This is a genomic window from Roseateles sp. P1_C6 (assembly GCF_056406315.1).
Genome location: NZ_JBFUAK010000003.1, coordinates 270,391 through 288,481 on the forward strand (window position 1 = coordinate 270,391; position 18,091 = coordinate 288,481).

Annotated in this window: 19 protein-coding genes; 9 read left to right on the top strand and 10 right to left on the bottom strand. The window is 64.9% G+C overall.

Annotated elements, in window-relative coordinates:
- Positions 1–62: 62 nt before the first annotated feature.
- From AC1D29_RS07230 to AC1D29_RS07255, 6 genes are read right to left on the bottom strand one after another with little or no spacing between them, the layout of a single operon-like run.
- Positions 63–3,902 (bottom strand): pilus assembly protein, encoded by a 3,840-nt coding sequence (locus AC1D29_RS07230; protein ID WP_477895637.1) that lies wholly within the window; start codon positions 3,900–3,902, stop codon positions 63–65.
- Between the two features lie 38 nt (positions 3,903–3,940).
- Positions 3,941–4,585 carry a pilus assembly PilX family protein gene (locus AC1D29_RS07235; protein ID WP_477895639.1) on the bottom strand — a complete coding sequence of 215 codons (645 nt, stop codon included), beginning with the start codon at positions 4,583–4,585 and terminating at the stop codon, positions 3,941–3,943.
- Between the two features lies 1 nt (position 4,586).
- Entirely contained in the window at positions 4,587–5,759 is a 1,173-nt protein-coding gene (locus AC1D29_RS07240) for a PilW family protein (RefSeq protein ID WP_477895641.1), read from the bottom strand.
- Positions 5,756–6,181: a type IV pilus modification PilV family protein gene (locus tag AC1D29_RS07245; RefSeq protein ID WP_477895643.1), complete on the bottom strand. Its 426-nt coding sequence runs from the start codon at positions 6,179–6,181 to the stop codon at positions 5,756–5,758. The genes AC1D29_RS07240 and AC1D29_RS07245 overlap by 4 nt, the downstream gene beginning before the upstream one ends.
- Complete coding sequence (locus AC1D29_RS07250; protein ID WP_477895645.1) at positions 6,166–6,801, bottom strand: pilus assembly FimT family protein; 636 nt, start codon at positions 6,799–6,801, stop codon at positions 6,166–6,168. The genes AC1D29_RS07245 and AC1D29_RS07250 overlap by 16 nt, the downstream gene beginning before the upstream one ends.
- Entirely contained in the window at positions 6,771–7,244 is a 474-nt protein-coding gene (locus tag AC1D29_RS07255) for a type IV pilin protein (RefSeq protein WP_477895647.1), read from the bottom strand. The genes AC1D29_RS07250 and AC1D29_RS07255 overlap by 31 nt, the downstream gene beginning before the upstream one ends.
- A 238-nt stretch (positions 7,245–7,482) precedes the next feature.
- On the opposite strand from AC1D29_RS07255, the gene AC1D29_RS07260 reads away from it, so the two are divergent.
- Genes AC1D29_RS07260 through AC1D29_RS07285 form a run of 6 tightly spaced genes read left to right on the top strand, consistent with a single transcriptional unit; the run spans position 7,483 to position 11,492 of the window.
- Positions 7,483–8,337 carry an ABC transporter ATP-binding protein gene (locus tag AC1D29_RS07260; RefSeq protein WP_477895649.1) on the top strand — a complete coding sequence of 285 codons (855 nt, stop codon included), beginning with the start codon at positions 7,483–7,485 and terminating at the stop codon, positions 8,335–8,337.
- Entirely contained in the window at positions 8,334–9,113 is a 780-nt protein-coding gene (mlaE, locus tag AC1D29_RS07265) for a lipid asymmetry maintenance ABC transporter permease subunit MlaE (RefSeq protein WP_477895650.1), read from the top strand. The genes AC1D29_RS07260 and mlaE overlap by 4 nt, the downstream gene beginning before the upstream one ends.
- An 18-nt stretch (positions 9,114–9,131) precedes the next feature.
- Complete coding sequence (gene mlaD, locus AC1D29_RS07270; RefSeq protein ID WP_477895652.1) at positions 9,132–9,629, top strand: outer membrane lipid asymmetry maintenance protein MlaD; 498 nt, start codon at positions 9,132–9,134, stop codon at positions 9,627–9,629.
- Positions 9,626–10,486, top strand: coding sequence for an MlaA family lipoprotein (locus tag AC1D29_RS07275; RefSeq protein ID WP_477895654.1), 861 nt, complete (start codon positions 9,626–9,628; stop codon positions 10,484–10,486). The genes mlaD and AC1D29_RS07275 overlap by 4 nt, the downstream gene beginning before the upstream one ends.
- A gap of 56 nt (positions 10,487–10,542) precedes the next feature.
- Positions 10,543–11,181, top strand: a complete 639-nt coding sequence (locus tag AC1D29_RS07280; RefSeq protein WP_477895656.1) for an MlaC/ttg2D family ABC transporter substrate-binding protein — start codon at positions 10,543–10,545, stop codon at positions 11,179–11,181.
- 2 nt (positions 11,182–11,183) lie between these two features.
- Entirely contained in the window at positions 11,184–11,492 is a 309-nt protein-coding gene (locus AC1D29_RS07285) for an STAS domain-containing protein (RefSeq protein ID WP_477895658.1), read from the top strand.
- Positions 11,493–11,496: 4 nt separating this feature from the next.
- Here AC1D29_RS07285 and AC1D29_RS07290 read toward each other — a convergent pair whose 3' ends face one another.
- Together AC1D29_RS07290 and zwf are read right to left on the bottom strand one after the other, a co-directional pair.
- A complete protein-coding gene (locus AC1D29_RS07290; protein WP_477896207.1) occupies positions 11,497–12,357 on the bottom strand; it encodes a MurR/RpiR family transcriptional regulator in 861 nt (286 codons plus the stop codon).
- 2 nt (positions 12,358–12,359) lie between these two features.
- On the bottom strand, positions 12,360–13,805 hold the full coding sequence (gene zwf / locus AC1D29_RS07295) for a glucose-6-phosphate dehydrogenase (protein WP_477895660.1): 1,446 nt from the start codon (positions 13,803–13,805) through the stop codon (positions 12,360–12,362).
- A gap of 123 nt (positions 13,806–13,928) precedes the next feature.
- On the opposite strand from zwf, the gene tal reads away from it, so the two are divergent.
- The 3 genes from tal to AC1D29_RS07310 are packed head-to-tail and all read left to right on the top strand — an operon-like array spanning position 13,929 to position 17,109.
- Positions 13,929–14,870, top strand: a complete 942-nt coding sequence (tal, locus tag AC1D29_RS07300) for a transaldolase (RefSeq protein WP_477895662.1) — start codon at positions 13,929–13,931, stop codon at positions 14,868–14,870.
- A 2-nt stretch (positions 14,871–14,872) separates the two neighbouring features.
- Positions 14,873–16,492: a glucose-6-phosphate isomerase gene (gene pgi, locus AC1D29_RS07305; RefSeq protein WP_477895664.1), complete on the top strand. Its 1,620-nt coding sequence runs from the start codon at positions 14,873–14,875 to the stop codon at positions 16,490–16,492.
- On the top strand, positions 16,489–17,109 hold the full coding sequence (locus tag AC1D29_RS07310; RefSeq protein ID WP_477895666.1) for an HAD family hydrolase: 621 nt from the start codon (positions 16,489–16,491) through the stop codon (positions 17,107–17,109). Before pgi ends, AC1D29_RS07310 begins: the two co-directional genes overlap by 4 nt.
- On the opposite strand, the gene AC1D29_RS07315 is transcribed toward AC1D29_RS07310, so the two are convergent.
- On the bottom strand, positions 17,110–17,328 hold the full coding sequence (locus AC1D29_RS07315) for a DNA gyrase inhibitor YacG (RefSeq protein ID WP_477895668.1): 219 nt from the start codon (positions 17,326–17,328) through the stop codon (positions 17,110–17,112).
- Entirely contained in the window at positions 17,325–18,080 is a 756-nt protein-coding gene (zapD, locus tag AC1D29_RS07320) for a cell division protein ZapD (protein WP_477895670.1), read from the bottom strand. Before zapD ends, AC1D29_RS07315 begins: the two co-directional genes overlap by 4 nt.
- Between the last annotated feature and the right edge of the window lie 11 nt (positions 18,081–18,091).

Here is an 18,091-nt window from a genome sequence, read left to right on the forward strand (position 1 = left end):
GCTGTCTTCGGCGCAAATGAAAAAGCCACCCGAAGGTGGCTTTTCTTTTGTCGACTGCCGCGTCAGTTGTTGACGCGAATCTCTCGCCAGTTGAGCCGCTGCAGGCCCAACGCCGCTGGGTTGCGCGTGGCAACGGCCTTGACCGGTGCGCTGTTCGGGTTGGTCGCGTTGTTGCTGCCCGCGATCAGCCGTGAGGTGCCGACACCGTTCACGTTGACGCTGTAGTACGACAAGTCAATGACGACACCTGATAGGCCGTCGAAGTACCGCTTGGGCGTGCCGTCCGCATTCGTTCCCGAGTTGGTCAGCACGCTGGATCCCGTGCCCAGGTCGATGGCATAGACACGACTGCTGCCGCCGGGTTGGCAGGCGTCCGAAGACGATGGCGACGTCGCTGCAAAGGCCACCGTGCCATAGAAAGACGTGGGATCGGACAACACGCGCCAGCCCGGGCCTGCAACCGATGTGCCCAGATCCAGGAACCAGCCGACCTGAGTATTGAGGTTCAGCGAGATCTTGGTGTTGATGTCGGTGAGCTCCTTCAGATTGGACACCGTGAGCGGGAACGTGACGCCGGCGGGAAGGTCCGTGGTGGTGCCTGCAATCGTGCCGTCATTGCTGAATTCGGCGTTGCTGCCATCGAGGAAAGCAAAGAAGCGCTGCGGCTGCGCGTTGGAGATGTCGGTGCCGTCCAGCAGCCGTCCAGTGCCGACAGTGATGTAGCGACGATTGGTGCCCGGCTGAACGATGCCCAGAGGCCTGCTCGTCACCGGCAAGGCCCTGTTGTCAGAGCCGGTCAATTGTGCAAATTGCACCGGCGCGGGGTAAGTGCCCGTGCCACTGATGTCCAGGCGCCAGAGCCTGCCCATCAAGTCCCCTGCATAAACGGCATCGGCATAGCCGTCGGTCAGGTCGAGCACGAAAGCATTCACATGGGCCAAGCCGGCTTGGATGCTGGCCGAGCAGGTGCCGCAAGGCGTGACGATCTTGTCCAGCAGTGCGCCAGTACGTGGATTGATGAAGTAGATGTAACCCTTGCCGTCGGCATTGTTGTAGCCCGACCCGACGATCACCGTCCAGCCATGCTTCCTGGTCTTGACCACGGTGGGCTGCCCGTAGACGTAGCCGAGATCCCCGTCCGTGAACTCCCACAGGACCTTGGTGGCGGCGGTGGTCTCATTGGTGACCGAGGCGGGGTTCGTGATGTCGAGCGCGTAGAGTGCCTTGCCCCCCTTGCCCAGCCCGCCAATCAGCACTGAGCGCCAGTCGGTGCCGCTGCCGCCGGCGGTCCTTCCGAAGTCGACGTCCACCGCAAGAGGCGTGGCGTCAACGAGGAAATGGTGCGTGAAATCAGGGTTGCCAAGGGATGCAAGACCGTTGACGCTCGGCGTGGAGGTCGGGCCGTTGAAGAGCGCGGACGGGATATAGGCCCAGACTTCCTTACCAGCAGTTGTGCCCGTCAAGCTGCCATCGATGGCGTGGACCATGCCGTCATTCGCGCCCGCATAGACCATGGGCGTCCGGCTGGCATACGTGGTCTTGAATGTGTCGTATCCCGGGTTGCTGCTGCTTGAATACGGGGCGGCCGGCGGGCCGACGGGGCGCGCCTTGGCGCCCACAATGTCGCCGAGCAGGCTCGTCCGGTCTCGATAAGCATTGGTAGTGCCGGTCGCCGTCGAAGAACGCTCGTGGGTGCGGTCGCCGCGCAGATAGTTCAGATAGTTGGCGCTGTCATCCCCGCCAACGTAGGTCGTGTTGAGTGCGGTGACTTGGCTGCTGGCCAGCGATGCGATGCGGAACGCCACGCCCACGTTGTTGTCGCTGTGCCGGGTCACGATGAAGCGCGCCGTGTTCCAGCCAGCGCCAGAATCGCTGGCGGCCTGAGCCGCCAGGGTGCTGGAGAAGCTCCACTTCGTATCCAGCGTCGGATCGCCTGTCAGTGCGTCAAAGGTCGTCTGACTGGCGATCAACTCACCGCTCCAATTCTGAGCGTCGTACCGCGCCGAGTACGACGCGACGCCCAACGCGGACACCTGCGGCAGGGCCGTCGAGAACGAAGTTGAGAATGCCTTGAGCTGCGATGAAATGCTGGCGAAAGCCGAGGTGAGCCCCTGCACCATCTTGTCCGCCCGGTCCGCGGTGTAGTAGTTGTCCGGGCGAGGCTGGCCGCCAATCGTGTCCGTTGTTGTGCTCCACCAGAACTTGGTGGTCGCGTTGTCCATGAACTGCGATCTTGTGGCCGTTGAGGGAAGGAAATTGTTCGGCGGGTTGAAGCCGCCGTATTTCGCCGTCAGATAAAACTGACGATTGGCTACATAACCACCCTCCAGGACATCAAGCCAATAAGTCTGGACGGTCTGCGTGCCCGTCAAGTCTGATCGAATGTCGGTGACGTTGGCATAATAGGCTAGGCCTGCCATCAAATAGCCGGCCTCGTTGCTGCCAATAAGGGTGGTGCCCAGATTGCTAAGGTTTTGAAGTGTACCTACCTTGTTGGTCCAGTCGACCGCGTTGATATTGTCAGCGAATACCTCCGCGGGCATCGCCGGTTCCTTGACGCCCGTGGTGGCGCCGGGCAAGTTTCGGTCGGCATGGGTATTGATGTCGCCGATGCCAAGAATGAAGTTCCGCTGGCAGGAATATTGAATCGGATCATCCCAGGTTGTAATGACCGGGAAGCCGTCAAACATGGTTTTGCGGACGGTGTCACTGACGCCAGTCACTGACGACCATGCGGGCACATTTCCGAGATTGCGGTAGTAGCGCAGCACCGCATAATATAGTTCACTGACTGCGTCGAAACGCTTATAGACCGTACGGTTGATTTCCCCGAACTTGTTCAAATAGTTCATCACGCCACTGTTGGCGATAGGCACCGCCGTGGTGCTGCTTGCAGATGCATCGGTGCTGTCCGGGTTGGTCAACATGATGCCGGTCTGCGGGTCCCACTCCGCCTTGGGATTGGCCAATGCCGTGCTGCCTGGGACAGGTTGACTGGGGCCGATGAACTTTTGCCGGGCACGCAGTACGCCGCCATCGCGCTTGAGGTTCGAATCGGCCGTGTCATTGCTTGCAAGGTAACCGAACGCGCTGTAGCGAATCTTGTTGGCATACTTCTGCATCAAACCTTCGGGCTTGTAATTGCCTCCGTTGTAGGCAACGCAATTGGATTCAAGGCCGATGGATGTATCGCACACCTTCACGCGAATGAATACTTCATAGAGCGTGGCAAGTGTGGAGACGCCGCGAAAATGGGCAGGCGTGCCACTGTATGACGGCGAACCTGACGCCACGGCCATGAAACGCATCTTGTTGCCGTAGCCAAGGATGGATGTGCCCAAGGTCGCGGCCCCAATAAAGGGGGTTGCGCCCGCAATCGCTGTGGTGCCGGTGGTATTGCTGTCGGGAAAATTGGTGGACGAACCTTGAGTCGTATTCCAAGCCTTTTCGATCACCGTCAGCGACGTTGTGTCCGTCACGCGATACCCACCCGTCAGCGCCCAGCGAAAGGGGTCAATGGTCTGCATTGACGCCCAATTCAGGAAGTTTCCACTCCAGGCGCCCGTGCATTGCCGAGTGGTGGTAGTTGAGGTGGGGTAGAAGTAATTGTCGTCGCTGGTATCGTCAACGTAACGGTATAGATAACATTTGGCTGGGTCGAAATAGCCCAGATAAACGTTCGCCGCGGAATAGATACGTGTCGGGTGCGCCACGCTCACCGCCGTAGGGAATTCGACTGACAACGCCAGCGCGAGGTTGCCAGGCACGCTGACCGAAGTGAACACGGGTTGATCGGACAGTGGTATCTGTGCCTGCGCGGCCAAGCTGGCGAAACCCGCCAGCCAAACTGCGGCCCTGCCAAGAGGCGCAAAAGTTCGTGCAATGCGAATGATTGGATTCATCACTGGATCTCCGTGCTCCGGCGCGACATGAGGCTTGCTCAGTCGGACGTGAACGTGGATTGGAAGAAGGACAAAGTATTGCGGGGGCCCATCAGACGAACCGTGAGACGGTAGATGGGCTGTTGCGGCACTGCGGACGGGTTGGCGTTGTTCGCAGCACCGCTGTTGGTCTGCGAATTGATCCATTCACTGGAGCTGCCACCGAACACGGTTTGATTGGCGACCACGCATGTCGCTGGGCTACAGACGCCCGTGGTGGTGGCCAGCCGGTCGATGACGTAGCGCAGCTGGACCTTCTGGTCGCTGACGTCGATGTCCTTGCTTGTCGTGCCGACCGTCGCAAATTCCGTGTCCGACAGCAAAGCCGTGGGGATGCCTTGCGGGTTGTCTGGCAGTTTGACAGCCGAATAGTTGGCCGATTTGAGGCTGGTCAGCCGCACGGTTGGATCCGCAAGCACACCGCTGGTTCTGACTGCAGCCATCGCTGCCTGCATCGCCCGCTCGGATTGGTTGGTGAGGTCGCGCTTGAAGCCGATGTTGCCAATGTTGAACTGAGCCGCATTCATCGAGCGTGTGATCGCGACCGCGCCGATCAGCATGATGACCAGGGCGATCATGGCAAAGACAAGGACGACGCCGCGTTGCTGGGGCCGGCGCGCTGGGGCTTGAGGAGCTTGGGTCATGTCAGCGGGAGAAACGTACGTTGCGCAGCGGCACGGTGAACTCCACGGCTCGGTATCGTTGCCGGGTGCCATCCGTTGGCAGCGTGTAGGTGTATTGCACCCCGTCCAGGTCGCTGAACAAGGTCAGCGTCCCGGTCGATACGTCGTCTTTCTCGATCAGATCGCTGCGTAGCACGAGACCAACTCGTACCGCGAGAATCGCCTGCAGGTTGGTCTGGGCGGCGCTGGTGCCGCTGGTCAGTGCCGCCGCGGTATAGCCGCTGTCTGTCGGCTTGATCCACGCGGTCACCTGGCGTTGACCGGTCCTGACAGTGTCAACGCCGTACAAGACACGCATGTCGACGATGCCTTCTGCCAATGCCTGCGGCGCGGTTTGATTCAGCTTCAGCAGGTCGTAGCTGAACAAGGTGGCGTTGGCGCCGAGCCCGATCAACTGGAAACGCGGCTGGTTGCCCGCAACGTTTCCGAGCACGGACACGAAGGCGTTCCCGGTGGAGAAATCGGTCAGTGACAAGGCATTGATAGTGTCCGCCGCGTAGTCGCCACCAAAGGTCAGAATAGGCTTGGGCACCGTGGCCGTGCTGCCGACGAAGCCTGTACTGACCTGTTGGACCATGCAGCCCACCGACTGCTGCGAAAGGAGGACCAGGTCACCGCCCTTCAGCCCAAGGGTATTCGCCAGCTTCAGCTGCCCAGCTGCGGTCGATTTGGGCGACACGGGCAGCCCAGCTTCGCTGAGGGCCGAAGCACCGGCCGCCATGGCAATCACGTCGGACCCGCCCGCGCCGGCGCCGGCGAAGACCACCAGAGGAGCGAGGTGGTAGTTCTGCGAGACGGAGGCAAACGGCGCAGGAAAGGCTGACGTGGCTGGCAGCAACTGGGCATTGCCTTTGGACACATTGAGCAGGCAGCCATAGTTCTCTGCCACCACCTGGCTGATGCCGGCTCCGGCCGTGCTCAGTTCCCGCTCCAAGGTGTACGCCGCGTACGCGGTGTTGCTGACCAGATCACCGCCCGAGGTGATGCCTCGCCTCACCGCCTCCTGGCTGGCCAGCATTCGAGTGATCACCAATGTCAGCGCTAGTCCAATGACGAGGGCCACCATCAGTTCGATGAGCGAAAAGCCGGCGCACCGGGGTGCCAGGTTGCGGATGTCGTCCTTGGCTTGCCTCACGGGATCACCACGTCGGTTTGGTAGTTGTGTACGCCGTTGCTGTCTCCCGACACGGTTCGCGGCGGCGTCCATTGAACCTGTATGCGCGCGGTGCTACCGCTCACCGTGACGCTACCAACTCCGTTGCTCAAGCCGCCCGATGCCGCATCGGCCACTCGGGCCGCCCAGGCTTCGACGATCTCGTCGCTCAATGCCACGGTGCCTTGGTTGATCATGGTCGACGCGATATCGCTGGCGAGTAGCGCGGCGCGCTGCGAGTCTTCGCTGCTGACCGATACCTGGACGGCGCGGCTTTGCAACGCCATCAAGCCAAGCAGGCCGAATGAAATGATCAGCACCCCGACCAGCATCTCGATGATCGAGAAGCCTCGGCTCGGGTTTTGCCGGGATGGGGTGACGATCGGATTCACGTTGCTGGGCATCCGTCAGGAGCGCTGGTGGATAGGGTCTTGTTGGGGTCGCACATGCGGACAGATCCGCCAAGCGTCACCAAGATGCGCAGCGCGCGAGTCTCCCCTGCCGTCGGAGTGCTTGCCGTCACGTCGAAGCTGCTGGCGCGCCCTTGAGCATCCAACGCGCAGTCGATGCCGACCGTGGCGGGGTTGGTGGCAGCCGTCTGACGGCCATCGCCACTGAAACATACGGTAGTGGGGCCGGTCAAACTAACGCCGCTGGACACGTCTGTCAGCACGCCGCATTGCACGGCCTCCGCCATGTCGCCGGTCAGCAGGGCGTTGGGCACGGTTCTGATTTGCCACAACGACCCGCTTGCATTGGCCACTGAGGTGGTGTCGCAGGTCTTCGAGGTGGTTCGGAAAAACACTACCGTGTGCGCCCGACGCTGTGCCTCGATTTGGGATGTACGCAGGCCGGACTGCAGCGCGTCGGCGACGCTGCGGATCCGCGCGTTGCTGATCCACGTCGTAAAGCTCGGCATGGCCAGGGCGACGAGCAGCGCGCCAAGTGCGACGGCGATCAGCAGTTCGATCAGACTGAACCCATGGTCGCGGTTCAACACGAGTCCCCCTTCTTCATGATCCATTTGGAAGTGCAGGTGGCACCCCAACTGCTTGGCAATGCAGTCGTCGCACGCACATCGCTCTGGTTGATCGTGTAGCTGAAATCGCTGACCGCTCCGCTGCCCGTGGCTTTCAACGTGAAGGTGGTGGCGGTGGGCGTGCCGTTGCATGACACGACGAACGCACCGAACGTGCGCGAGGCCGCGTTCGTCGTCGCGCAGGGTGTGGTGAAGCTGCCCACGCTCGCATAGGTACGGTTGTCTTGGTAGTAGCGCTCCATCTGGGCGCGAACGGTCGACAAGCCCGTACTGGCGTCAGCCAGCCGGCCCCGGGTGATATAGCTGGTATAGACCGGTACGGCCACCGCACTGAGGATGCCGATGATCGCCACCGCGATCATCAGTTCGATCAAGGTGAAGCCAGCTGAGCGTCGATGGGTGCGCGTAGGTCTGAACATGTCATTCATGGTGCGGATCGGTGACAACTATTCTGGTGCGCGTTGCAGAACATCGCTGACCGCTTGTCGCCGAGTCGAGCGCGCTGATCGCGGCTTGAGCGCAATTCGTGAACTGCCGCACGACCGATCGCCCTTCAAACTGTGTGCTCGTGTTACTGGCGCCTGTTGGCTCCAGGCGCATGGCCCGCAATATCTTGCGTCGTCAGCGAAGGCACTTGTCTCGGGGTGTGTCAGTGTTTCCCCTATCATGGCGCCCTTTCTTCCCGCCCGGCTCCGGCCTGCCTGCGTGAACCCCTTGTCCACCGCAACACCTCTGATCGAACTGCGCAACGTCAGCTGCGGCTATGGCGATCGCGTGATCCTGGACGGCGTCAACCTGAAGCTTGAGCGCGGCAAGGTGCTTGCGCTGATCGGCACCTCGGGCGGCGGCAAGACCACCGTACTGCGCCTGCTGGGCCGCCAGCTGCGCCCGATCTCCGGCCAGGTGTTGTTCGACGGCCAGGATCTGGCGCCGCTGAACCTGGAAGGCCTGTACGCCGTGCGGCGTCGCATGGGCATGCTGTTCCAGTTCGGCGCCTTGTTCACTGACCTCAGCGTCTTCGAGAACGTCGCCTTCCCGCTGCGCGAGCACACCGACCTGCCCGAGGCCATGATCCGCGACCTCGTGCTGATGAAGCTCAACGCGGTCGGTCTGCGCGGTGCGCGCGACCTGCTGCCCAGCGAGATCTCCGGCGGCATGGCCCGCCGCGTGGCGCTGGCGCGGGCGATCGCGCTGGACCCGGACCTGGTGCTGTACGACGAGCCCTTTGCCGGCCTGGACCCGATCTCGCTGGGCGTTGCCGCCCGCCTGATCCGCGACCTGAACGATGCGCTGGGCCTGACCAGCGTCATCGTGTCGCATGACTTGCACGAGACCTTCCAGATCGCCGACGAGGTGGCCATGGTTGCCAACGGCCGCGTCGTTGCCCAGGGGACGCCGGATGAGCTTCGCCACAGCGACGACCCGCTGGTGCGCCAGTTCGTCGGCGCCGAGGCCGACGGGCCGGTGCGCTTTCACCAGCCGGCCGTGCCGGTGGCTGAAGACTTTGGGGTGTCGGCATGATGGCGCTGGCCACCCGTGTCGGCGCCGGGCTACGCCTGGCGCTGACCGACGTCGGCGGCGCGGCACGGTTGTTCCTCAGCCTGCTGGCGCGCTCGCCCAAGGCGCTGGCCCGCTTCGTCCTCGTGCGCGAGCAGGTCTTCTATCTGGGCAATCGCTCGCTGTCCATCATCGGCGTGTCCGGCCTGTTCGTCGGCTTCGTGCTGGCGCTGCAGGGTTACTACACACTCCAGCGCTACGGCTCGGCCGAGGCGGTGGGCCTGCTGGTGGCGCTGAGCCTCGTGCGCGAGCTGGGGCCGGTCGTCACCGCGCTGCTGTTCGCGGGCCGCGCCGGCACGTCCCTGACGGCCGAGATCGGTCTGATGAAGGCCGGCGAGCAGCTGACGGCCATGGAGATGATGGCCGTTGACCCTGTGCAGCGCGTGCTGGCGCCGCGCTTCTGGGGCGGTTTCATTGCGATGCCCTTACTTGCGGCAGTCTTCTCGGCCGTCGGCATCATCGGCGGCTGGCTGGTCGCCGTGCCGTTGCTGGGCATCGATGCAGGCGCCTTCTGGTCGCAGATGCAGGGCGGCGTGGATGTTTTTGCGGACGTCGGCAACGGCGTCGTCAAGAGTCTTGTGTTCGGCGTGACGGTCACCTTCGTTGCGCTGCTGCAGGGCTACACGTGCAGCCCCACGCCGGAAGGCGTGTCGGCCGCGACCACCCGCACCGTCGTGCTGTCGTCCCTTGCCGTGCTGGCGCTGGACTTCATGCTGACCGCGATGATGTTTTCGATTTGATGGAGTCAGGGAGTACACATGCAAGCCTCTCGACATGACGCCTGGGTGGGTCTCTTCGTGCTGCTCGGCGGCGCGGCGTTGCTCTTCCTCGCGTTGAAGGCCGGGAATCTGCTCAGCCTCAATTTCGACGAGACCTACCAGGTCTCGGCGCGCTTCGACAACATTGGCGGCCTGAAGGCGCGTGCGGCGGTCAAGAGCGCCGGCGTCGTCGTCGGCCGGGTGGAGTCGATCGCCTTCGACGACAAGACCTTCCAGGCCAAGGTCGTCATCAACCTGCACAAGGCGACGCTGTTCCCCAAGGACAGCTCGGCCAAGATCCTGACGTCGGGCCTGCTCGGCGAGCAATACATCGGCCTGGAGCCGGGCGCCGACGAGAAGAACCTCGCCACCGGCGATGTCATCCGGCAGACGCAGAGCGCCGTCGTGCTCGAGAACCTGATCGGCCAGTTCATCAACAGCAAGGCCTCTGACATGGGCAGCGCCGCAACCCCGGCCTCGGCAGGAGGCAAGCCGTGAGCCGAGTGATTCGCATGCTGGCACTGATGGCGCTGGTGCTGGGCCTGGCGGGCTGCCAGACCGTCAAGGGCGTCGGCTCGCGCATCGAGCGCGCCGTGGACAAGGTGATGGGTTCCAAGGGGCAGCGACTGGACCCCTGGGAGTCCTGGAACCGCAAGGTCTTTGCCTTCAACGAGAGCCTGGACGCCAACGTGCTCAAGCCCGTGGCGACCGCCTATTCCGAAATCGTGCCAGCGCCCATCCGCACCGGCATCGACAACTTCTTCGGCAACATCGGCGACGCGTGGTCGGCCGTGAATCTGATGCTGCAGGGCCGTTTCAAGGCCGGCGTCGAGCAGGGCATGCGCTTCGCCGTCAACTCCACGCTGGGCCTGGCGGGCGTGCTGGACATCGCCACCGAGGCGGGCCTGGAGAAGAACAGCCAGGACTTCGGCAAGACGCTGGGCAAATGGGGCATGGGCACCGGCGCCTACATCGTCTGGCCCCTGTTCGGCCCGTCGTCCGTGCGAGATTCGCTCGCGTTGCCGCTGGACTGGCAGGCCTCGCCGGCCGTCGTGTTCGACGATGGCAGCAAGAAGGTGCTCATCACCTCGCTGAACATCATCAACACGCGTGCCAACTTCCTGCGCGCCGGCGACATGCTGGAAGGCATCGCGCTGGACAAGTACACCTTCTACCGCGATGCCTACCTGCAGCGCCGCGGCAGCTTCGACGACGACGAGGAGGTCGAGGTGCTGGTGCCGGGTAATGGCGCCTCGGCACCCGCCGTGGCCGCTTCGGCGCCTCAGCCGGCGGCGTCCGAGCCCGCCGCCACCGTGAAAAAGCCCGCCGAGCCCGCTTCTGCAGCCACGCGGTGAACCAAACACTGGGCTCGCGCGTTGAGCGTCAGTCCTTGTTCAGAGAAAGCGACATCATGACTTTGCTGACTTCCCTGCGCCGCCTGCTCGTCACGGCCACCTTGGGCCTTGGCCTCGTGCACGCCGCCCATGCCGCCGATGCCAGCGCGCCCGACCAACTGATCCGCCAGCTGTCGCTGGAGACCATCGAGGCCGTCAAGGCCGACAAGGACATCCAGTCCGGCAACGTGGCCAAGATCATTGCCCTGGTCGACGCCAAGGTGATGCCGCATGTCAACTTCCAGCGCATGACGTCGTCCGCCGTCGGCCGCTTCTGGCGCCAGGCCACGCCCGACCAGCAGACCAAGCTGCAGGCCGAGTTCAAGACGCTGCTCGTGCGCACCTATGCCGGCGCGCTGACGCAGGTGAAGGACCAGACCATCGGCCTGAAGCCCCTGCGTGCCGAAGCCGGCGCGACGGAGGTGGTCGTGCGTACCGAGATCCGCGGCAAGGGTGACCCGATCCAGCTCGACTACCGCCTGGAGAAGGCCGGTGCCGAGTGGAAGATCTACGACGTCAACGTGCTGGGCATCTGGCTGGCGGACCAATACCGCAACAGCTTCGCGCAGGAGATCGGCGCCAACGGCATCGACGGCCTGATCAAGAGCCTGGCGGACAAGAACGCCAAGGCCGGCGCACCGGCCACCAAGAGCTGATCTTGAGCGGCTTGAAGCTGCCCGCGCGGCTGCGCACGGATGGCGCCCGCGCCGCCTGGGCGCAGATGTCGCCAGCGCTGCGCGCCGAGGCCGCCCAGGTGCTGGCCGCGGCGGGCCGCGAGGTGCGGCTGTCGGCCGCAGAGCTGACGGATTTCGATTCGTCGGCGCTCAGCCTGCTGCTGTCCGCGGCGCGGCAGTGCAGCGAGCAAGGCGCCACACTCAAGCTCAACGACGCGCCGGACAAGCTGCGCGAGCTGGCGCGTGTCTACGGCGTCGCCGAGCTGTTGTGGCCGCCGACCATGGCGGCCTGAGCGATCAACCTGCGTAGCGTTTCGCGCGCAGGTTCTTCTTGATCTCCTGCAGCATGGGTCGCAGGTGCTGGCCCAGCTTCAGCGCGACGCCCGTCGTCAGGATGTCCACCGCGATCAGGTGCAGCAGCCGCGACACCATCGGGCTGTAGCGGTCGAAGTCCTCGGGGTGGTCCACCGCCAGCAGGATCTGGCTGGGCCCCAACGCCAGCTGCGCCAGCGGCGACGCGCTGGCCGTGATGATGATGATGGTCGCGCCCTTCTTGCGCGCGATCTCCGCCGCGTCCAGCAGGTCGCGGCTGCGCCCCGAATTGCTGATGATGACGGCGCAGTCGCCCGGCTGCAGCATGGTCGCGCTCATCAGCTGCACATGGCCGTCGCTGGTCGCCACCGTGTTGACGCCCAGGCGGAAGAACTTGTGTTGCGCGTCCTGCGCGACGATGCCTGAGTTGCCGACGCCGTAGAACTCGATGCGCCGGTTGTGGCGGGCCGAATCGGCCAGCGCCTCGATGGCGCGCTCGAAGGCGTGGCTGGCGGCGTCGTTGCGGTAGTGCAGCAGCGCGGCGACGGCGTTGTCGACCACCTTGACGATGATGTCCTGCGGCTTGTCGTCCTCATCCACCGCGCGGTGCACGAAGGGCACGCCCTCGTTGACGCTGCCGGCCAGCTTGAGCTTGAAGTCCGCCAGGCCGTCGTAGCCCACGCTGCGGCAGAAGCGCACCACCGTCGGTTTGGAGACGTGCGAGCGGTCGGCCAGCTCGCTGACCGGCAGGCTGGCGAAGCTGCGCGCATCCAGCAGCAGCAGCTTGGCGACCCGTTGTTCGGCTGGCGGCAGGGCCGGCAGGGCGGCCTTCACGCGCTCAAGAATGCTCATTGCTCTTCCGCCCAGCTGAAACCATCACGTGCGACCAACGCACTTGCCGCGGCCGGGCCCCAGGAGCCCGCCGAATAGGGACGCGGGCCGCTCGCATCGGCCGCCCAGGCGTCCAGGATGGGTTCCACCCAGCGCCAGGCCTGCTCCTGCTCGTCGCTGCGCACGAACAGGTTCAGTCGGCCGGCGATCGCGTCCAGCAGCAGGCGCTCGTAGGCGCCGACGCGCTGTGTGGCAAACGCCTTGTCGAAGTCCAGGTCCAGCGACACCGGCGTCAGTTGCTCATTGGCGCCCGCACCCTTCTGAGCCAGCAGCTGCAGCTCCAGGCCGTCCTCGGGCTGCAGCTTGATGACCAGGCGGTTGGGCTGGCTGGCGCCGGGGAAGATCTTGTGCGGCACGGGCCGGAAGTTGACGACGATCTGCGCGTCGCGCTCGGCCAGCCGCTTGCCGGTGCGAAGGTAGAAGGGCACGCCGGCCCAGCGCCAGTTGTTGACCTCGGTGCGCAGCGCCACGAAGGTTTCGCAGGCGCTGTCGGGCGGCACCTTGACCTCGTCCAGGTAGCCCGGCACGGCCGTGCCCTCGATGGTGCCGGCGCGGTACTGGCCGCGCACGACGTCGCGGGCCACGCTGTCCGGCGTGAAGGGCTTCAGCGAGCGCAGCACCTTGAGCTTCTCGTCGCGGATCGCGTCGGCGTCGTTGCGCGCCGGCGGCTCCATCGCAATCATCGTCAGCAGCTGCAGCGCATGGTTCTGGATCATGTCGCGCAGCGCGCCGGTGCCGTCGTAGAACGCACCCCGCGTGCCCACGCCCAGGCGCTCGGCCAACGTGATCTGGATGTTGGCGATGCTCTCGCGGCGCCACAGCGGCTCGAACAGCGCATTGCCGAAGCGCAGCGCCATCAGGTTCTGCACCGACGGCTTGCCCAGGTAATGGTCGATGCGGAAGGCTTGCGCTTCGGCGAACACGCTGCGCACCGCACGGTTGATCTCCTGCGCGCTGGCCAGGTCGTGGCCCAGCGGCTTTTCCAGCACCACGCGCACCTTGTCGTGGTTCAGACCGACCGCGCCCAATTGCTGGCAGATGCCGGTGAACAGGTGCGGGCTGGTGGCCAGGTACAGCACGACGGTGTCGGCATTGCGCGCGTCCAGCCAGTCCTTCAGGCCCTGGTAATGGTCGGGCTGCGACAAGTCCATGCGGCGGTAATGGATCAGCGACGCGAAGCGCTCGAACTCCTCGTCGTTCGGGCGCTTGGCGCCGTCCACCTCGCGGAAGCGCTCCTTCAGCCATTCGCGGTAGCGCTCGTCGGTCTGGTCGTCACGCGCGACGGCGAGAATGCGGCCGCCTTCGGGCAATTTGCCGTGCCGGAAGGCCTGGAACAGCGCGGGCATCAGCTTGCGCCATGTCAGGTCGCCGGTACCGCCAAAGAACACGAGATCGAAAGACATCTGCGGAGTCTCCAAGCCAGCGTCTCCCATGGGGCGCTAACCGTTGTGTAACTAAGTTTCGTGAAATACTATGCAGCAGTTTCTTCGCCGGGTCAATCCAATCGACCCGAGGACAGGCCAACCATGAACCAGCTCGACCAGCTCAAAGCCTTCACCACCGTCGTGGCCGACACCGGCAACTTCCTGCAGCTGGCGCAGTTCGCGCCGCGGGATGCAACGACCAACCCTTCACTGATCCTGAAGGCCGTGCAGTCGCCCGACTACGCACCGCTGCTGAAGGAAACGGTCGAAGCCCACCGCGGCAAACCGCTGGACGAGATCGTCGACCAGGTGCTGGTGCGTTTCGGGCTGGAGATCCTGAAGGTCGTGCCGGGCCGGGTGTCCACCGAAGTCGATGCGCGCCTGAGCTTCGACAAGGCCGCCAGCCTCGCGCGGGCACGCCGCATCATTGCGCTGTATGAAGCCGCCGGCATCGGCCGCGAGCGCGTGCTGATCAAGCTGGCGTCGACCTGGGAAGGCATTCAGGCCGCCGCCGAGCTGGAGCGTGAAGGCATCCACTGCAACCTGACGCTGCTGTTCGCCTTCGCCCAGGCCGTGGCCTGCGGTGAAGCCAAGGTGCAGCTGATCTCGCCGTTCGTGGGCCGCATCTACGACTGGTACAAGAAGTCGGCCGGCAGCAACTGGGACGAAGCCGCGCAGTCGGGCGTCAACGACCCCGGCGTGAAGTCCGTGAGCCAGATCTACGCCTACTTCAAGCAGCACGGCATCAAGACCGAGGTCATGGGCGCGAGCTTCCGCAACATCGGCCAGATCCGGGCGCTGGCCGGATGCGACCTGTTGACCATCAGCCCCGACCTGCTGGCGCAACTGCAGGCGACCGATGCCAAGCTGGAGCGTGCGCTCGACCCGACCAAGTCGCCAGCGACGCCCGCCATCCATCTCAACGAGGCCGCCTTCCGCTTCGCACTGAACGAGGATGCGATGGCGACCGAGAAGCTGGCAGAAGGCATCCGCCTGTTCGCCGTGGACGCCGGCAAGCTCGACAAGCTCATCGAGGCTGCCTGACCATGGCGACCCGCTGCGACCTGTCTCCCGTCTGGGCTGAACTGCAAGCCCACCACGCCGCGAGCGGTCGCGGCTTCGACGTCCGCGAGGCGTTCAAGGCCGACGCGGGCCGCTTCGGCGCGCTGTCGTTTGAAGCGCCCGAGGTCTTTGCCGACCTGTCCAAGAACCGCATCGATACGCCCACGCTAGCGTTGCTGCTGAAGCTGGCCCGCGATTGCGGCCTGGAGTCGCGCCGCGACGCGCTGCTGCGCGGCGACCCGGTCAACCACACGGAGGGCCGCGCGGTGCTGCACACGGCGCTGCGCGCGCCAGCCGGCAGCGACGCGCCATTCAACGCCGAGGTGCAGGCGTCTCTCGACGCGATGCTGGCGTTTGCCGACGGCGTGCGCCGCGGCGAGCGCGGCGAGATCACCGACGTCGTCCACATCGGCATCGGCGGCAGCGACCTGGGGCCCGCCATGGTCGTGCAGGCGCTGCAGGCCTTTGGCCGGCGTGACCTGAAGCTGCACTTCGTCTCCAACGTCGACGGTCACGACCTGGCACCGGTGCTGGCCGGGCTGGACGCGAAGCACACGCTGTTCGTCATCGCCTCCAAGACCTTCACGACACAGGAGACGTTGGCCAACGCGCAGGCCGCCAAGGCCTGGTTCCTCGCGGCGGGCGGCACCGACGTGGCTCGACACTTCGTCGCCACCAGCAGCAATACCGCGGCGGCGGCGGCGTTCGGCATCGACACCGCCTTCGGCTTCTGGGACTGGGTCGGCGGCCGCTACTCGCTGTGGTCGGTGATCGGCCTGCCGATCGCCATCGCCGTGGGCGCCGACAACTTTCGCGAGTTGCTAGCGGGCGCGCACGCGATGGACCAGCACTTCGCGACCACGCCGCTGGACAAGAACCTGCCCGTGCTGCTGGGCCTGGTCGACATCTGGTACCGCAATTTCCACGGCTTCACCAGCCGCAGCGTCGCGCCGTATCACCAGGGGCTGCGCCGCCTGCCGGCCTACCTCCAGCAGTTAGAGATGGAGAGCAACGGCAAGGGCGTGGACCTGGACGGCAACGCGCTGGCCATCGGCACGTCGCCCGTCGTCTGGGGCGAGGCCGGCACGAATGGCCAGCATGCCTACTTCCAGATGCTGCACCAGGGCACGGACGTGATTCCGGTGGAGTTCATCGCGGTGAAGCGGCCCAACCACTGCGTGACGGGTGAGTTGGCCGACAAGCTCGCCGACCAGCATCGCAAGCTGCTGGCCAACTGCCTGGCGCAGAGCCAGGCGTTGATGCAAGGCAAGACGGCCGCCGAGGCGCTGACCGAGAAGGCGCCGACCGCCTCCGCGACGCTGGACCGCGATGTTTTGTCCCGCCACCGCAGTTTTCCCGGTAACCGCCCGAGCACAACCCTCGTACTGGACGCACTGACGCCGCGCTCGCTGGGTGCGCTGATCGCCCTCTACGAGCACCGCGTCTTCGTCACTGGCGCGCTGTGGGGCATCAACAGCTTCGACCAATGGGGCGTGGAGCTTGGCAAGGCGCTGTGCAACCAGCTGCTGCCGCGCCTGGACTCGGGTGACACGACGGGCCTGGATGGCTCGACCGCCGGCCTGCTGACCCGGTTGCTGGCATGAAGATCGTCTTCGACTTTGGCGGCGTCGTGTTCCGCTGGCATCCGGCGAGCTTTCTGGCGCGGATCTGGCCGCATCGCATCGAGACGCTGGAGCAGGGCGCGGCCGCCGCGGCAGTGTTCTTCCAGAACTACGGCGGCGACTGGGGCCTGTTCGACCAGGGCCTGATCGGTGCCGACGAAGTCGTGCGCCGTGTCGCGGCCCGCACCGGCTGGCCATTGGGTGATGTGGCCGCGGTCGTGCGCGCCGTGCCCGACGAGCTGCTGCCCATCCCGGCCACGGTGGTGCTGATCCGCGACCTGCGCGCGGCCGGCCATCAGTTGCACTTCCTGTCCAACATGCCGGAGCCGTTTGCCGAGCACCTGGCGCGCAGCCACCCGCTCAATGAATGGTTCCAGTCGGGCCTGTTCTCGGGCCATGTGAAGCAGGTCAAGCCCGGCGCGGAGATCTTCGCGATGGCGGAGCGGCGCTTCGAGGCCAAGCCTGACGAGTTGCTGTTCCTGGACGATCACCCGGCCAATGTGGACGCGGCTCTGGCACGTGACTGGCAAGCCTTCCTGTTCACCGATGCCGCGAGTGCGCGGCGTGAGCTGGTGTCGCGGCGCTTGCTGAGCGCCTGATCAGTGCATGTGCGGTTCGCCGCCAGGCCCGGCTTCGTCCGGGTCCTGCGGCGGTGCGGCCGGCACGCGGAAGCTCTCGCTGGCCCAGGCGCCCAGGTCGATCTGCCGGCAGCGTTCGCTGCAGAACGGCCGCCATTTGTTGCTGGGCGCGAACACGCTGTCGCCGCCGCACTGGGGGCAGCGCACGATGCGCTCGCCTTGGGCGTTGGTCTTCTTCATTGACACAGGGCCAGCTCGAACGCGGTGTCTTCCTGGGCCAGCTTGAGCCGGCCTTCCTCGTCCTGGCGCATCAGCCGGATGGAGATCATCAGCCGGTGGCCGGAGATCTCGGGGATCAGCCCCAGGCTGGGGTCGATGCGCATGCGCAGCAGCTGGTAGACGCGGCCGGCGGGCAGGCTCTGCTGGAACTGGCCCGCCGTGGCGGCGACCTTGTGCGGCGCACCGGAGTCGCGCAGCATGCCCAGCAACACCTGCAGGGCCTCGGCCATCGGCATCAAGGTCTGTGCCCAGCTCATCAAGTCCTTGCGGCGGCGCACTGGCAGCAATTGCTGCCAGTTGTAGTAGGCCGGCAGATCGAACTCGCAAGTGCCGCCGGGAATGCTGATGCGGCTGCGAATGCTCATCAGCCAGTCATTGCCGGTCAGTGCCACACCGGTCTTGCCGGCCACCGCGTTCAAGCGCTGGAAGGCGCCGTCGATGCGGCCGACCACCTCGTCCAGCCGCACTTCCTCGACGCCTGGGTTGCCGCGGTAGGCATTGAACTGGGCCTTGTGCTTTTCGAGCTCCTTGAGCAAGTCGCTCTTCAGGTCGGCGCGCGAGGCGACGTCCAGGATCTCGAACAGCGTGACCAGCGCGAAGTGATGGTCCAGCGCCGTTTCGCGCGCCATCAGCGCACCGAGGCGGTCGAACAGGTGTTCGAGGCGAAGCATCGTGCGGATGCTTTCGTTGAACGGGTACTCGTACAGGACCACGGCGGGGGCTT

Coding starts and splice junctions, on each gene's coding strand:
- AC1D29_RS07230 (WP_477895637.1), bottom strand. CDS start 3,902: ATGAATCCAATCATTCGCATTGCACGAACTTTTGCGCCTCTTGGCAGG.
- AC1D29_RS07235 (WP_477895639.1), bottom strand. CDS start 4,585: ATGACCCAAGCTCCTCAAGCCCCAGCGCGCCGGCCCCAGCAACGCGGC.
- AC1D29_RS07245 (WP_477895643.1), bottom strand. CDS start 6,181: ATGCCCAGCAACGTGAATCCGATCGTCACCCCATCCCGGCAAAACCCG.
- AC1D29_RS07250 (WP_477895645.1), bottom strand. CDS start 6,801: ATGGATCATGAAGAAGGGGGACTCGTGTTGAACCGCGACCATGGGTTC.
- AC1D29_RS07255 (WP_477895647.1), bottom strand. CDS start 7,244: ATGAATGACATGTTCAGACCTACGCGCACCCATCGACGCTCAGCTGGC.
- AC1D29_RS07260 (WP_477895649.1), top strand. CDS start 7,483: ATGGCGCCCTTTCTTCCCGCCCGGCTCCGGCCTGCCTGCGTGAACCCC.
- mlaE (WP_477895650.1), top strand. CDS start 8,334: ATGATGGCGCTGGCCACCCGTGTCGGCGCCGGGCTACGCCTGGCGCTG.
- mlaD (WP_477895652.1), top strand. CDS start 9,132: ATGCAAGCCTCTCGACATGACGCCTGGGTGGGTCTCTTCGTGCTGCTC.
- AC1D29_RS07280 (WP_477895656.1), top strand. CDS start 10,543: ATGACTTTGCTGACTTCCCTGCGCCGCCTGCTCGTCACGGCCACCTTG.
- zwf (WP_477895660.1), bottom strand. CDS start 13,805: ATGTCTTTCGATCTCGTGTTCTTTGGCGGTACCGGCGACCTGACATGG.
- tal (WP_477895662.1), top strand. CDS start 13,929: ATGAACCAGCTCGACCAGCTCAAAGCCTTCACCACCGTCGTGGCCGAC.
- pgi (WP_477895664.1), top strand. CDS start 14,873: ATGGCGACCCGCTGCGACCTGTCTCCCGTCTGGGCTGAACTGCAAGCC.
- AC1D29_RS07310 (WP_477895666.1), top strand. CDS start 16,489: ATGAAGATCGTCTTCGACTTTGGCGGCGTCGTGTTCCGCTGGCATCCG.
- AC1D29_RS07315 (WP_477895668.1), bottom strand. CDS start 17,328: ATGAAGAAGACCAACGCCCAAGGCGAGCGCATCGTGCGCTGCCCCCAG.